Genomic DNA, 13,805 nt, shown 5'->3' with positions numbered 1-13,805 from the left:
ACGGCGTGCCGCTTCAGGTCGACGTGGTCGCCGGCTCGATCGACGCCGCGTCCGCGCTCGGCGACGGGACGCTCCGCGCCAGTGGACGCCCAAACAGCCGATGCAGCCCAAGATAGCTCACCATCGCAACGCCGATCCCGGTGAGCCATGACAGGTCGACCCCGCCGGTCGCCAATGCAAGCGGGCCTTGCATGGCCTTGATCGTGCCCATCTGGAAGGCCCATGCCGCTACGAAGCCTGCCGCAAAGGCGATCAGTCCCGCCCAGTTGAAATCACGATCCCGGCCCGGCTCCTCGTAGAGCGAGGCGACATCGATGCGGGCGCGTCGCACCAGATAGAAATCCGCGAGCGTGACGCCGGCCCATGGGCTGATCCAGACGATCAGAGCGACCATGAAATTGTCGAAGGCGTGGGCAAAGTCGCCCGACTGCAGGAAGCCGTACAGGATCGCGGAGGCGATCAGGCCGGAGGCCACCGAGATCACCCAACGCGGCCGCCGCAGATCGAGCGCCAGCGACGACAGCGCCGCCGAATAGATCACGACGATGTTGGTCGCGATCGGGCCATGCAGCAGCACCAGCAGCACCGGCAGCGCCATCGTGCCAAACGCTGCGATGATCAGCTTCGACGGATCGGAACCAGCGCCGGCCGATGCAATCGTCGCACCGAGGAAGGCAAGCCAGACCGTCGGCAGGAACATGCCGAGGAATGTCGCCCGAAACACCTTGGCCGCGCCGAGCGACGGCCTGGTGAAGCGCGTATAGTCGGAGGCATAGGTCAGCCACGAAATGCCCCAGCCGATGCCGATCGCGGTCATCAGCTGCGTCGCGGCGGCGAATGCCGGCATGCCGGTGACATTGGCGGACTGCCACTTGATGTCGACGTGCAGGAACGCGAGCGCGGTCATGACCGCCATGATCAGCAGAATGAACGGCATGGTGTAGCGCTCGAACACCTTGATGGCATTGAAGCCCCAGGCCGCGATGCCGATCTGGAACAGCATCACCAACACCGCGATCGCATATTTGAGCTCGATGCCGCCGCCGATACCCATCCGCTCAAGCGCCGCCATGCAAAGATCGAGCACGATCCAGGTGTTGATCGCGACCCACCCCATCGGCATCAGCACTTGCGCCAGTGCCGGCAGATAGGCACCGCGGCGACCGAACGCCAGCCGGCCCAGCACCATCTGCGGCACGCCGGTGCGATGTCCCATCAGGCAGAAGGCGGCAAACAGCGCCGCGCCGAACAGGTTGCCGATGACGATGACGGCAAGCGTTTGCAGCAGGCTGAGGCCGAGCTGGATGCCGAGCGCGCCCAGCACCCAGTTGATCGGCGCGATGTTCGCGCCGGTCCAGATCCAGAACTGATCGAACGACGACGACGTGCGGTGCGCCGCAGGCACCGGCTCGATTCCGTGGGCATCGAAGCCGGCCTCATCCTGCACCGGAAGCTGTGTCTGCTTGAGCAACATGTTTCCCCCGTTGTCCGGCGCATTGATCTGGGCCGGGATGAGGCATCTGAGCAGCAGGCAGCGTTGAGGCGATAATGAGAAATCCTCAAGCCGGGTTGAGGCGGCATCGAGAGTGAAGTTTGCGTGCAGCGAGCCGGAAAATACGGCCGCCATCAGGAGCGATCGCAGCGTCACCGTGGCACGCCGCTTCACCGTTGAGATTTTCTCAACTGACCTGCCGGATTCGTCAATCACGCCGATCCCGACATTTGGTCATTGTGGAGCCGACGCATTGCTCCCCAATCAGCAGAGGCCAGGGATGACGACACTTCTGCATATCGATGCCAGCCCGCGCGGCGACCGTTCGGTCAGCCGGAAACTCTCCAAATCGTTCGTCGAACACTGGCTGACGCACGAGCCCGGCGCCACGGTCATCTCGCGCGACGTCGGCCGCGACCCGCCACCGCTCATCACGGAGGCTTGGGTGGCCGCCGCCTTCACCGCGCCTGGCGACCGTACCGCGGAGCAGCATGACGAACTTCGTCTGTCCGACGAACTGATCGACGAGCTTGAACGCGCCAATGTGATCGTGATCGGGGCACCGATGCACAATTACGGCATGCCGGCGGCGCTGAAGTCGTGGTTCGACAAGGTGATCCGGATCGACAAGACCTTCAGCTTCGATCTCGCCCGCGGCGAGTTTCCGCTCGAGCCGATCATGCGCGGCAAGACGCTGGTGGTGCTGAGCTCGCGTGGCGAATTCGGCTTCGGCCCCGGCGGAGTGCGGGAGGCCATGAACCATCTGGAGACCCACATCTTCACCTGCGCCCACTATCTCGGGGTGCAGGAGAGCCATCTGATCGCGGTCGACTATCAGGAGTTCAACGATGAGCGCTACCGGCGATCGGTTGCCGACGCCTTTGCCGCGATCCCGGTGCTGGTCCGGCAGTGTCTTGGAATCGACGGGCCTGTTAATGTCGCGGCGGAATGATGCGCCGCTTGTCCGCCGGCTGCACGAGGATGATCCGATGATCAAGAATCCCATCCCCTGGCCGAACGGGGCGCGCTGCGCCTGCGCGATCACGTTCGACGTCGACGCCGACAGCCTCATCCACATCGCGCGGCCGAAGGACTCCTTCGACCGGCTCTACCCGATCACGATGGGACGATACGGGCCGACCGTCGGCGTGCCGCGCATCCTGGAGACCTATCGGCGCCTCGGGCTGAAGCAGTCGTTCTTCATGCCGGCCTGGACCATGCAGCGCTATCCGGATGCCGTGGAAGCCATTCTCAAGGGTGGCCACGAGATCGGCCATCACGGCTACATCCACGAGGACCCGACGGAGATTTCCTCGGCGCAGCAGCGCGAGGCCTTCGAACGCGCGCTTGCCATTCATGTCGCAATGACTGGGCGTAAGCCGCGCGGCTACCGTGCGCCGGTCTACAACGCCAACCAGACCACGATCGATCTCCTGATCGAGCACGGCTTCGTCTACGATTCATCGCTGATGGCCGATGACATCCCGTACCAGATGCGCACCACGCGCGGATCGCTTTACGAGATGCCACCGCACTGGGGATCGGACGACTGGCCGCCCTTCGCCCACTACGCAGAGATCGGCTACATGATGCCGGTCAAATCGCCGAGCGAAGGCCTTGCCGCCTCGTTCGAGGAGTTTGAGGCGGCCTATGAGGCCGGCGGATTCTGGATGGGGATCTGGCACCCGTTCCTGACCGGCCGGCTTGCCCGCTGGCGCGTCGTGGAGCGCTGGCTCGAGCGGATCGTTGCCGAACGCAAGGTCTGGTTCGCATCGCTCGAGGAGATCGCCGCGCATCTCGACGGCCTGGTCAAGGCGGGCACCTACCAGGTCCGCGTCGAGACCCTGCCCTATTTCACGCAGCCCGTGTCATGACCTGGTCGGGAGCCGCCCGGAATGCGGCGGCTTCCCCGCGCAGCCAGTCGATGAACGCCGTCACCGGTTTGCGCCGGGCAGCGCCTGGCGCATCGACCAGGCGATAGGCAAAGCCCGCAAGCGCGGGACCGTCGAGCCGGCGCAGCGTGCCCTGACGCAATTGCTCGTCCACCAGCGCATCGCTGCACAACAGCGGTCCGAGCCCGCGTTCGGCGGCGTGCAGCGCCAGCGGCTCCTCGCTGTACCAGGAGATGCGGAAGTCCCGGTCCGGATCATGATCGGCCGCCGCAAGCCAGGCCGACCACCCCGGCGAATCCAGTGCGGCATTCTTCCAGCGGAACGCCAGCAGCGAGCGCGAGCGGACGTCGTCAATGCCGAGACGGGCACCGGGCGGACAGATCGCGTTCGCCGCAACCGCAATGTAGCGATCGCTGAACAGCACCGATGTCTCGCCGGCGCGATCGGCGCGGCCGTAGCGGATCGCCAGATCGACGCCGTCTGCGCCGGGCATCCGCACCTCCTCGGTCGCATCGATGTGGACGACGAGGTGAGGAAACGCCGCGTTGAAGCGCGCGAGCCGCGGCATCAGCCAGCGCTCGGCGAAGGCGCGCGTGGTCGATACCGTGATCGCATCGCCATCGGCCGGCGGCCGGATCGCCGCGAACGCGCTCGCCATGCGGTCGAAGCCGTCGCGCAGCATCGGGAACAACGCATGGCCCTCCGCGGTCAGCACCACCGCGCGGCCGGAGCGCTCGAACAGCTTGTGGCCGAGGATCGCTTCGAGTTGCCGGACCTGGTGGCTGATCGCCGTCACCGTGACACAGAGCTCATTGGCGGCGGCGGTGAAGCTCTCGTGACGCGCCGCGGCTTCGAACGCGCGGACGGCATTGAGCGGCGGCAGCTTGCGCATGATCGGTTCTCCGCGCGGGCGCGTGTCAGGCGATGAGAAAATGAGCGTCGGTCGGCCGCATGTCGTTCACCGGCACCATGTCCTGCGGACAGGCGGAGAACACGATGACCAGATCCATCTCGGCACGCAGCGTCACATACTGCCCGGCCTCGCTGACGGGCGACTTGAAGTCCAGTTGTCCGCTGTCGGTGACCGGTACATTCATGAACAGATTGAGCGGCGCCGGCGTCACCGCAGCCGTGAGGCCGACCGCCTCGAGCGCATGCGCCAGATTCTGCGTGCAATTGTCGTGATGGCCGACAGCGCCGAGCTGGCGATAGCGGTGAATGTCGCAGGCCGCGATCAAGGTGTCGTGGATTCCCGGCGTGGTGTCGGCGACCAAGGTGAGGATCGCGCGGCGCCGGTTGGTGGTCAGCGTGTCACCGACGCGCGGAATCAGCCGCAGCATCGATGCGCGGCTGTGCTCCATCGACATGAACTCGCCGGTGTCGCGGGCATTGAAGGCCCAGGTGTCGACCACCTGCTTGCCGTGGGTGTTGACGACCATGACCGTCTCACCCGCATCGAGGCGCGCTGCCACGCCGTTGCGGGCGGGAATCAGACGGGCGCGGGTCAGATCGATGATTGCTGCGGTCATTTGGTGGCTCCTCAATGGCTCGTTGCGCCATTGGAGCACCGCTCGTCATGCAATTCTAATAATATTAATTGTGTCCATTATAGCAGATTCGTATAGTCGTCCGATGCGCCTCAGACAGCTCGAATGCTTCCGCGCCCTGATGCTCCACGGCACCATGACCAGGGCGGCCGAGCTGCTCGGCATGTCGCAGCCCGGCATCAGCACGATGATCGCGGGCCTCGAGCACGAGACCGGCCTCAATCTCTTCCTGCGCCGCGGCGGCCGCCTGCAACCGACCCCGGAAGCCAAGCTGTTCTATGTCGAGGCCGCGCGCGCCCTCGAAGCCGCCGAGAACGCATCGCGCGTTGCGGCCGAGATCAGGTCCGGGCGGCGCGGTCACCTCGCGATCGCGGCCTATCCGAGCATTTCGATCAGCCTGCTGCCGCGCCTGCTGTCGCAGTTCGCCAGGAACAAGCCCGAGCTGCAGATCAAGATCATCACGCGCAATTCGGCGACCGTCCGGGAGCTGATCTCGACTCAGCAATTCGACCTCGCGGTCGCCGAGCTGCCGCTGGATTATCCGACCTCGCACATGGAGGTGTTCTCCTACGAGTGCGTGTGCATGCTGCCGCCTGCGCATCCACTGGCGAAGCTGAAGCAGATCACCCCTGATGACTTGGATGGCGTCCCCTTCGTGACGCTGTTTCGCGGCGATCCGATCTACCAGCAGCTGGCATCCGCCTTCTCCGAATATGGCGCGCGCTGGAACGTGGTCGCGGAGACCGAGTTCTTCTCGACCGCGTGCCAGCTCGTCGCCGAAGGCCGCGGCGTCGGCATCGTCGATCCCGTGGTGAGCAAGCCGTTCACCGAGGGCCTCGCCATCCGCCCGTTCAAGCCGAAGATCCAGTACCAGATCGCGATCCTCTCCCCGACGCACGAGGCGCCGTCGCAGATGGCGCAGGATTTCGCCAAGCTGCTGCGGCGTGGGTTGCGGGGGTGAGTCGGGGTGGCGGCGGCGCAACGCTGGTGGAGATGTGCGCGCGGACGGAGTGGGAAGTCGGTGTGCGTCCGATGCAGCCCGCCTTCGCCCGTTGGGCTTCGGCGCGGCAGCCTTCACTCACTTCGCTATGATGGAGACTTGCTGGCTTGCCCAGCCGTAGCTCGCGAAGCGAGCGAAGGCTGGTGGGGGAGGCAGGACTCGAACCTGCGAAGCCATGAGGCGGCTGATTTACAGTCAGCTCCCTTTGCCACTCGGGACACTCCCCCGTCCAACAGCGTCGAACCGGCCGCGCGAGTGGCGGCGGACCGGGTCATCGAAATGACGCTGATAACCGGCCGACCCGAAGCGGGTGCGCGGTCGGGCGCGTTTATGGGCGAAGGCGGTCCCCAAAGTCAACCAAGCCGGCGCGCAATTTGCCGGTTAAATTGCCATTCTGCGACACCCGTGACACAAGCCTCACATGAGCGATCGCGACCGCAAACCCAATTTCCGAGGCAAGGGCGGTAAACCCTTCCAAAGAGGGCCGAAATTCGGCCGCCCGCCAGCCCGGCGGGAGCGCGAATCCGGTTCCGACGGACCGGTGATTCTGTATGGCTGGCACACGGTGGCGGCGGCGCTTGCCAACCCGGACCGCCAGATCCGCAAGCTTTACCTCACCGAGAACGCCGCCAAGCGCCTCGCCGACGAAAACATCGCGACCCGAGTCACCCCGGAGATCGTCCGGCCCGGCGATATCGACCGGCGCCTCACCCCCGATGCCGTGCATCAAGGCCTGTTGGCGGAGGCCGAACCCCTGCCCTCGCCCGGCATCGACACGCTGGCGCAGGAGGGCATCGTGCTGGTGCTCGACCAGATCACCGATCCGCACAATGTCGGCGCCATCCTGCGCTCGGCCGCGGCATTCGCGGTGAAGGCAATCGTCACCACCGCCCGCCACAGCCCGGAGGCCACCGGCGTGCTGGCGAAGTCCGCCTCCGGCGCGCTCGAGCTGGTGCCAATGGTGACCGTCCAGAATCTGGCGCGCGCGCTGAACGAGCTGAACGACCACGGCTTCCAGACCGTCGGCCTCGACAGCGAGGGCTCGGAAGATCTCGGCAAGGTTCCGTTGCAGCAACCGCTCGCGCTGGTGCTCGGCGCCGAAGGCAAGGGGTTGCGGCAATTGACGCGCGAGACCTGCAGCACTGTCGCCCGCCTCGACATGCCCGGCGAGATCAAGAGCCTCAACGTGTCGAACGCCTGTGTGCTAGCGCTCTATATCGGCGCCAGCCGCCTCGGGTTGATGTAGCAACGCCCGCTCGCTTGACGCGAACGGGCGCTGATATCTTGTCGATCGATTGTCGGATCAGTAGTAGCGGCGCAGCACCGGATGACCGTAGCGATGCGGCGCATAGCCGTAGCGGTGCGGCGCGTAGCCGTAGCGATAGCCGTAGTGCGGACGGTACGGCCGATAGTGATGGCGGTAGCCGTAGTGGCGATAGCCGTAATACGGGCGGCCATAGCCTTCGCGGTAATACGGACGCGGCGCCCAATTGCCCGGGCCGGTGTAGCTCGGTCCCTGGTTGACGTAATAGTACTGCTGCGCTGCGCCGGGATAGGCCGCATCCGGGTCAGGCAGGCGTTCGACCGCGCCGTAGCCACCATAGCCATAGCCGTAGCCACCGCAGCCGCCGCAGCCATAGGTCACGGCAGGCGCGGCATAAACCGGCGCGCCGCAAGGGTTGAAACCGCACGCCATTGCGGGCGCGGTCACCATGACGGCCACGGCCGCAATCAGTCCTTTGATCATTTGACGCATTACTCTCTCCTGATGGTCTCTCTGTTCGTCGCGTAGCTCTTGGTGGCTATGAAGGCACCCCATTAGGGGCTGTAGATTTGGGGCAGTTGGCTTAGGGTCCTCGGGGACGCGGTGGCCGCAGGACCGGTCCCGGCAGTCGCTGCGGCCCGTTGAATTGCGGCGCATAGATCACCGGCGGCGGATCGACCGGCACGTTGGACTGTGCGGGCAGCGGCGCGGATTGCGCCCCCCACGATTGATGATAGCTCTCGGCCGGCTGCGGCAGGCGGCGGTTGGCCGGCGGCTCGATCTCGAGGCGGCCGTAACCCGGCATGTGGCCGAGGCTCGGATAATAATGGCCGACATTCGGCTGGGGATCGATCGGGCGGCCGCCATAGACGGTCGGCACCATCGACTCGTTGCGGGCGAGCCCCATCGCGCTTTCGACCACGGCGTAGGACGCGTCGACGCCATTGATGATGATGGGCACGCCGGGACGGTTGGGCACGACGATGTCGAAGCCGCCGCCGGCAAGCGCCGTCGAGGTCATCCCAGCCAATATCGCCAGCGCAAGACTTCCGCGCATGTTCACCCAGCGTCCCGAATTGTTCCACAAGCAGCCTAATCCAACGGCTTGGCGGAAGGGTTAAGGGCGCGGGCCAAACTGGCGGTAAGCCTAACGCGTAAGCATCCGCATCCGGTCAATGCGGCCGTGCGGGATCAGGAATCGTTAACGGCGGCGAATACGCGCCGCTGCGTCAGGTGAAGGCGTTCTCGATGATCGCGTGGATGCCGATCGCAATCGTCACCGCGCCGACCGCGATTTGCAGGCCGCGGTTGGCCCAGGTCAGCCAGCGTGCGGAGGCCGCGAGCGGCACCGCGATCACGCCGGACAGCACGCCCATCCCGATCATCGAGCCGACGCCGAACAGCGCGACATAGCCGAGCCCGACCACCGGGTTCGGCGCCTGCGACACCGTCAGCACCAACAGCGCCGCCGAGCCCGCCATGCCGTGCATCAGGCCGACCAGCAGCGTGCGCCAGCGGAAGCCGTGGGCATGGCTGTGCGGCGCCCGGGCATGCGGCAGAGTGGACGCAGGCGCCACGATGTCGCCCCCGTGGCTGTGGGCGTGGAAATGCGTCTTGCCGTCGCCGTGCGAATGGGTGTGGAAGTGCACGCGATCGCGCCACAGCCGCCACCACACATGCGCGCCGAGGCCGACCAGCATGACGCCGACCGCGGTCTCGATCGGCTGCGCCACCGTCTCGGGGATCGCGTGCCCGAGCAGGATCGCGGCGCCGGCGAAAACGAACAGCGTGAGCGTGTGACCGAGGCCCCAGGTCAGGCCGTGCTTGACGATGTCACCGACATGGGTACGGCGCGCAGCGATGCTCGATACCGCCGCGATGTGGTCCGGCTCCAGCGCATGCTGCATGCCGAGCAGAAAGCCAAGACTCAAGATTCCGAACATCAATCCCCCGCGCCGGTGCGTGACGGCAGATCAAACACCACATCGCCGATCTTGTCAGGCCGACACCTCGTCAAACCAGCACCTCGTCGAACAGGCCTTGCATCGCCGCCCAGGAGCGGCGGTCGGCCCGCGCGTCATAGAGCGCCGACTTCATGATCGAGCCGTCGGCGGTCGGGTTGGTAAAGCCGTGCAGCGTGTTGCCGTAGCTGATCACCTGCCAGTCGGCAACCTTGCCGGCGCGCATCTCGTTCTCGAACGCCGCGACCTGGTCGGACGGCGCCAGCGGATCGTCGGCCCCGGTCAAGACCAGCACGCTCGCCTTCACCGCACCTGCTGCGGCAGGCTGCGTGGTCGAGAGCACGCCATGGAAGCTGACGACGGCCTTGAGGTCGGCGCCGTCGCGCGCGAGCTCGAGCACCACCGTGCCGCCGAAGCAGAAGCCGATCGCCGCGCAACGGGTCGCATCGACCTCGGGCAATGCCGTGAGCGTCGCGAGCGCGGCGCGCGCCCGCGCGCGGAGCGTTGCGGGATTGGAGCGCAAATGACCGATCAGCGTCATGGCCTGCTGCAGATCGGCGGCCTGCCGCCGCTCGCCGAACATGTCGGCGGCGAGCGCCACATAGCCGTGCTCGGCAAGCCTGCGCGCCCGCTCCATCGCGAAATCGCCGAGCCCGAGTCCTTCGTGGAATACCAGCACGCCGGGACATTTGACGCCGCGGTCCTTGAACGCAAGATAGCCGCGCAAAATGGCGTCGCCTGCGGTGTAGTCGATGTCGCTGGTGTGCATGCAATTCTCGTCAAAGGCCGCATCATCCGGAACGCATCATGCGCGGGCTATCGGAACTTCACACTGGTTTGAACGCAGGGCAAGGCCGCGTCGGAACAGGCGTGGCTCAGCGAAATTAGCTCTGCACTACGGCAAGAGGAGATCTCGCATGACACAGCTTAAGATCGTTGGCGCTGTCGCGCTCGTCGCCGCGGCGCTTGCGAGCCCCGCAATGGCGCAGCAGTCCATCGGCACGCCTGTACGCTGCTCGAACGCAACTCCGGATGCCCGATGCCAGGCGATGGCGCCGGGCACGCCCCGCACCACCTACCACCACCGCTCCGACCGGCGTGACCGCGACTGGCAGGGCAGCTACAACCGGTATGACCCCGGCCCGTTCGGGCCCGTCGACGCTGCGGCCGGTGTGGTGGGCGGCGTGGTCGGTGGCGCCGTCGGAACAGCCGCCGCGATCGCGACCGCCCCGATCGGCGGCGAGGAATATGCCCGGCAGAACGGCTTTGTCTGCACCCCCGGCACCTGGTTCCGTGGCAGCGACGGCCTCCGGCATCCCTGCCAGTAGCTCAGGCGAACGCTGATGCGCAAAAGGCGGCCCTCGGGCCGCCTTTTTGCCACCAGGCCGGTGGAGGCGACGCGGTCGATCAGCTTTCCGGGTTCTGGCCTTGCGGTTCTGGCCTTCAGGTTCTGGCCCTGTCCCGCCAAGTCTGCTATGCGAGCCCGCAAATCATTCCATGTCGCCGGCTTAGCTCAGCGGTAGAGCAGCAGTTTTGTAAACTGAAGGTCGGGGGTTCAATCCCCTCAGCCGGCACCATATTTTCACGAAATCAATCAGACGGGTCAGTGGGCCGTGCCTCGGTACGGGGTACCCAACATGGTCGCCTTGGCGGGCAGAGCGTTGGACAACCGGGTCGTGGAGGCTTGCACTCGCTGCAAACATTCCGCAAAATTGTGCAGTTGGGGAGCCACAAGCGGATTTCGGGCAGGCACCGGATGACGGAAAAGCAGTTGCGGACGAGGACGTCGTTGCTGAAGGCAATGCTGTTGGTCTGTGCCCTGCTGATGGGCTACTCGGATCTCACCACCACCAACGAAATCTTGCAGCGGGGAATGGGCGAACTGAACCCGTTCATGTGGCTCACCCAGGAGTGGCTGGGTGAATGGTGGCTCATTGCCAAACTGGGCCTAACCTACCTCGTGATGTGGTTGCTTTGGCATGGCAACAGCGAACGCCAAATGGCTTACGTGGTCGCCCTCATTGCACTGCCCGTCTACAACAATCTGTTCATCCTCGCGGGCGCCAATTGAGCTGACCCTACGGTTGTGCTGACGAGCCGCCAGTCGCGCTGCTTGGCAGAGTGCAGAGGCTCAGTTGTTTCACAATGGACGCTGCCAGGCGCGGTTCTGATGATGGACTGGTCCTACTATCTCGTCGGCGTTGCTGTCGTCCTGCTCCTCGTCGCCTATCGCCTGCATGGCGGGCTGTACAGGAAGGACAAGCTGCGGGACGAGCGACTGAATCGACTGATCGATGAACGCATCGATCGCCTGGACCTGAAGCGCGACAACAAGCACCAGCCGTCAGAGCCATGAAGGCCGGCCGGCCACGCCTCGTCGCGCGCAGCTTCAGTCGGCCGAGATCGACCGTCGACCGCAGCAGCCCCGCCAGCTTGTCGGAGAATATGGCAGCTCCGAGCCTGGCGAAGCGGGCTTTCGCGCCGGCGAACCGTCTGTAGCAAGGTTCTTCGACGCAGTTGCCGACGCGGTCCGCTGCTGCAGATCTCTTGATGATCCCGTGAATGCCGACCGTGCTGCCGCCGATGTTGCCTTCAAACCGAAGTGCCTGGGCATCGAGTCCTCCATCCAGATCGACGCGGCTTGCGCCGCGCATGGTGCTTGAGCCAAGCCGAGCATGTATTCGCGGCTCAATTAAAGAGCCTCGCCTGGATTACCCACAACGTTTCATGGAAGGCCGTAGTCTCCCGGGCTCCATGGGAATTGGATGATATACGTCATCTCAATATGCGTTGCGCGACGCAACGCGCAAGCCTGCCGCCGGCAGCCAGCGGCGGACCGCTCGCCAATCACGCTTGCGCTGGTCTGAGCGCGCCCCGGATGTCGGCGATCAACCCGCGTAGCCGGTCGATACCGACGGCAGCCGGCAACAGCCGGACGCCCTGTGCATTGGCAGGAATCGTGGGATCATCCCCGTAGCATCCCCCATCCCTCGCCTTGTTTCTGTCCTTGCAGCCCGAAACGCGGTATGCAGAATGCGGGATGGGACTCAGCCAATGACCTATTTGATCCTTGCCCGGGATGGCACCAGTCAAATCGTGCTGAAGCGCGACAGCGAAGACGCGGCCGAGAAGAAGGCGCGCGAGCTGAAGGAGATGGGTTGGTTCGAGGTCGAGGTCCGCGAGGACAAGGCCGGCCATCCGGTCGCGGCCACGGTGACCGATCGGCCCAGCACCCTTCAATAGCGCCTGCCTTCAGTGACGTCCTTCCTTCAATGACGTCTTGATGAACCTTTGCCGGACGCCCCTTACACATGTGTGAGGAGCCTACGATGTCCGACACAGCCCATTATCGCTTCCAATCCGATCAGGCACGACGGCTGGCCCGCCAGGTCACCGACGCCGTGGTGCGAGAAAAGCTGCTCGAAATGGCCGAGGAGTATGGCCGCTACGCCGATCAGATCGAAGCCCGCAGCATCGAACCGGCACCTGCCCAGGCGGCAGCGCACTAAGGCAGCCCGATCCGCTCACGCCGCCGCGCCGGGTCCGAACGTTCAGTCGCGATCCTGATCCCGCTGGGCCGACCTATCTTCTGAATCCGGACGCTCTGGGCCCCCGGCCGCTCCCGACCCACTTTCTCAAGCCGGGACCCGACCGCGCGAAAGCGCCTTAGCATTTGTTTGGAACATGATGCCCCCTCACGCGATTTTCCCTCCATGAGGGTGCGCGAGACCAACCACGATTTGATGCTTCTGGGCAGCTTCACGCTGCTCAGCGTCGCCGCTGCCGGCATCGTCGCCCTGCTCGATCCGGCGCCCGCGCCGGCCAGCGCCGCGCCTCGGCCGGCCGCGAATCAGGCGCCGGCACCGAGCCAGACACCGGTCCGGATCGTCGGTATCCCGTTCGTCCCGAACACCAATCCCCGCCAGCGCTGACCGTGCTCGTGCGCAGGCACGTCACAATTTTGTCACCGTGCCTGCAAAACAGGCGTCTTCGTCAACCATCATGGTGGCGAGAGCTTGATTCCCCCGGGTTGCTCTGCTGCAATCCGCGCGCTCAAGGTGCGCCATGAAGTGGATGAAGGAACGCGATCTCCTGATCGCGCAGACAATGGCTTTCGTACAGTCGGTGAAGGGCAAGCTGCCCGACGCCGAGTTGCCTGCGGCTGCCCAGCGGACCGCCGTACCGCCAGCACCTGCCCCGCTGCCCACCACCGCGGCGGCCGTGGTCGAGGCAGGCCTTGAGGCGAAGCCGGCCCTTGAGGCGAAGCCCGCCTTTGAGACAAAGCCCGCTTCGGAGGCAAGGCCCGCCCTGGAGATCAAGCCGGCGGCCGAGGCCCCAAGGGTGGTCATGCCGCCGCCGCTTCCGGTGCCGACCGTGCTCGAAGGCCTGCCCCCCGCGCCCTTGACGGTGACCGTCGTGGAAGTCCCGCCGCCACCGGCGCAGCCGCCGCAATTCACCAAGCTCGACATCAGCGGCGACTTCGGATCCGAGGTCCGGGAGCGCGTTGCCAACTTCCGCGCGCAGCAGCAGCGCTTCCTCAAGGAGCGCGAGGAATATTGCACGACGACCATGGCCAAGGTCCGCGCCGCGATCCGCGACCACAGCGAGCTGCCGCGCTCCGGCAAGTAACCGGCGCTCTCCAAGCTCTG

The 13,805-nt window shown here is 65.4% G+C and carries 18 protein-coding genes and 2 tRNA genes; 12 read left to right on the top strand and 8 right to left on the bottom strand.

Features of this window, described 5'->3' with window-relative positions; translation table 11 throughout:
- Positions 1-13: 13 nt before the first annotated feature.
- Positions 14-1,474, bottom strand: a complete 1,461-nt coding sequence (locus CO675_RS23570) for a purine-cytosine permease family protein (protein WP_097674303.1) — start codon at positions 1,472-1,474, stop codon at positions 14-16.
- 298 nt (positions 1,475-1,772) lie between these two features.
- Here CO675_RS23570 and CO675_RS23565 point away from each other — a divergent pair, with 298 nt between their 5' ends.
- Together CO675_RS23565 and CO675_RS23560 are read left to right on the top strand one after the other, a co-directional pair.
- On the top strand, positions 1,773-2,444 hold the full coding sequence (locus CO675_RS23565) for an FMN-dependent NADH-azoreductase (RefSeq protein WP_097674227.1): 672 nt from the start codon (positions 1,773-1,775) through the stop codon (positions 2,442-2,444).
- A 37-nt stretch (positions 2,445-2,481) separates the two neighbouring features.
- On the top strand, positions 2,482-3,366 hold the full coding sequence (locus CO675_RS23560) for a polysaccharide deacetylase family protein (RefSeq protein ID WP_097674302.1): 885 nt from the start codon (positions 2,482-2,484) through the stop codon (positions 3,364-3,366).
- On the opposite strand, the gene CO675_RS23555 is transcribed toward CO675_RS23560, so the two are convergent.
- Together CO675_RS23555 and CO675_RS23550 are read right to left on the bottom strand one after the other, a co-directional pair.
- Positions 3,347-4,276: a LysR substrate-binding domain-containing protein gene (locus tag CO675_RS23555; RefSeq protein WP_097674226.1), complete on the bottom strand. Its 930-nt coding sequence runs from the start codon at positions 4,274-4,276 to the stop codon at positions 3,347-3,349. The genes CO675_RS23560 and CO675_RS23555 overlap by 20 nt on opposite strands.
- 25 nt (positions 4,277-4,301) lie before the next feature.
- Entirely contained in the window at positions 4,302-4,913 is a 612-nt protein-coding gene (locus tag CO675_RS23550) for a DUF1989 domain-containing protein (RefSeq protein ID WP_097674225.1), read from the bottom strand.
- Positions 4,914-5,016: 103 nt separating this feature from the next.
- On the opposite strand from CO675_RS23550, the gene CO675_RS23545 reads away from it, so the two are divergent.
- Positions 5,017-5,892 carry a LysR family transcriptional regulator gene (locus CO675_RS23545; protein WP_097674224.1) on the top strand — a complete coding sequence of 292 codons (876 nt, stop codon included), beginning with the start codon at positions 5,017-5,019 and terminating at the stop codon, positions 5,890-5,892.
- 180 nt (positions 5,893-6,072) lie between these two features.
- On the opposite strand, the gene CO675_RS23540 is transcribed toward CO675_RS23545, so the two are convergent.
- Positions 6,073-6,158: transfer RNA gene (locus CO675_RS23540), tRNA-Tyr, on the bottom strand.
- Between the two features lie 194 nt (positions 6,159-6,352).
- Here CO675_RS23540 and rlmB point away from each other — a divergent pair.
- Complete coding sequence (rlmB, locus tag CO675_RS23535) at positions 6,353-7,177, top strand: 23S rRNA (guanosine(2251)-2'-O)-methyltransferase RlmB (RefSeq protein ID WP_097674223.1); 825 nt, start codon at positions 6,353-6,355, stop codon at positions 7,175-7,177.
- A 57-nt stretch (positions 7,178-7,234) separates the two neighbouring features.
- Here rlmB and CO675_RS23530 read toward each other — a convergent pair whose 3' ends face one another.
- The 4 genes from CO675_RS23530 to CO675_RS23515 form a co-directional block, all read right to left on the bottom strand.
- Positions 7,235-7,687 (bottom strand): hypothetical protein, encoded by a 453-nt coding sequence (locus CO675_RS23530; RefSeq protein ID WP_198964713.1) that lies wholly within the window; start codon positions 7,685-7,687, stop codon positions 7,235-7,237.
- Between the two features lie 91 nt (positions 7,688-7,778).
- Positions 7,779-8,252: a hypothetical protein gene (locus tag CO675_RS23525; RefSeq protein ID WP_097674221.1), complete on the bottom strand. Its 474-nt coding sequence runs from the start codon at positions 8,250-8,252 to the stop codon at positions 7,779-7,781.
- Between the two features lie 172 nt (positions 8,253-8,424).
- Positions 8,425-9,138: a HoxN/HupN/NixA family nickel/cobalt transporter gene (locus CO675_RS23520; protein ID WP_097674220.1), complete on the bottom strand. Its 714-nt coding sequence runs from the start codon at positions 9,136-9,138 to the stop codon at positions 8,425-8,427.
- A 70-nt stretch (positions 9,139-9,208) separates the two neighbouring features.
- On the bottom strand, positions 9,209-9,925 hold the full coding sequence (locus tag CO675_RS23515; protein ID WP_097674219.1) for a dienelactone hydrolase family protein: 717 nt from the start codon (positions 9,923-9,925) through the stop codon (positions 9,209-9,211).
- 148 nt (positions 9,926-10,073) lie between these two features.
- Between CO675_RS23515 and CO675_RS23510 the strand changes: the two genes are divergently transcribed.
- The 8 genes from CO675_RS23510 (at position 10,074) to CO675_RS23475 (ending at position 13,785) form a co-directional block, all read left to right on the top strand.
- Entirely contained in the window at positions 10,074-10,484 is a 411-nt protein-coding gene (locus tag CO675_RS23510; protein ID WP_097674218.1) for a hypothetical protein, read from the top strand.
- A gap of 174 nt (positions 10,485-10,658) precedes the next feature.
- Positions 10,659-10,733 (top strand) — tRNA-Thr (locus CO675_RS23505).
- Between the two features lie 179 nt (positions 10,734-10,912).
- The gene (locus CO675_RS23500) at positions 10,913-11,227 is read left to right on the top strand and encodes a DUF5658 family protein (protein WP_097674217.1); all 315 of its coding nucleotides are present in this window, start codon (positions 10,913-10,915) and stop codon (positions 11,225-11,227) included.
- 99 nt (positions 11,228-11,326) lie between these two features.
- Positions 11,327-11,512 (top strand): hypothetical protein, encoded by a 186-nt coding sequence (locus CO675_RS23495; RefSeq protein WP_097674216.1) that lies wholly within the window; start codon positions 11,327-11,329, stop codon positions 11,510-11,512.
- Positions 11,513-12,210: 698 nt separating this feature from the next.
- Positions 12,211-12,399 carry a hypothetical protein gene (locus CO675_RS23490; RefSeq protein ID WP_097674215.1) on the top strand — a complete coding sequence of 63 codons (189 nt, stop codon included), beginning with the start codon at positions 12,211-12,213 and terminating at the stop codon, positions 12,397-12,399.
- Positions 12,400-12,485: 86 nt separating this feature from the next.
- Complete coding sequence (locus tag CO675_RS23485; protein ID WP_097674214.1) at positions 12,486-12,665, top strand: hypothetical protein; 180 nt, start codon at positions 12,486-12,488, stop codon at positions 12,663-12,665.
- A gap of 204 nt (positions 12,666-12,869) precedes the next feature.
- Entirely contained in the window at positions 12,870-13,088 is a 219-nt protein-coding gene (locus CO675_RS23480) for a hypothetical protein (protein ID WP_097674213.1), read from the top strand.
- A 133-nt stretch (positions 13,089-13,221) separates the two neighbouring features.
- Entirely contained in the window at positions 13,222-13,785 is a 564-nt protein-coding gene (locus CO675_RS23475) for a hypothetical protein (RefSeq protein ID WP_097674212.1), read from the top strand.
- Positions 13,786-13,805: the final 20 nt, after the last annotated feature.

Source organism: Bradyrhizobium sp. C9 (assembly GCF_002532045.1).
Lineage (GTDB): Bacteria > Pseudomonadota > Alphaproteobacteria > Rhizobiales > Xanthobacteraceae > Bradyrhizobium.
This window is presented reverse-complemented; position numbering and strand designations above follow the sequence as displayed.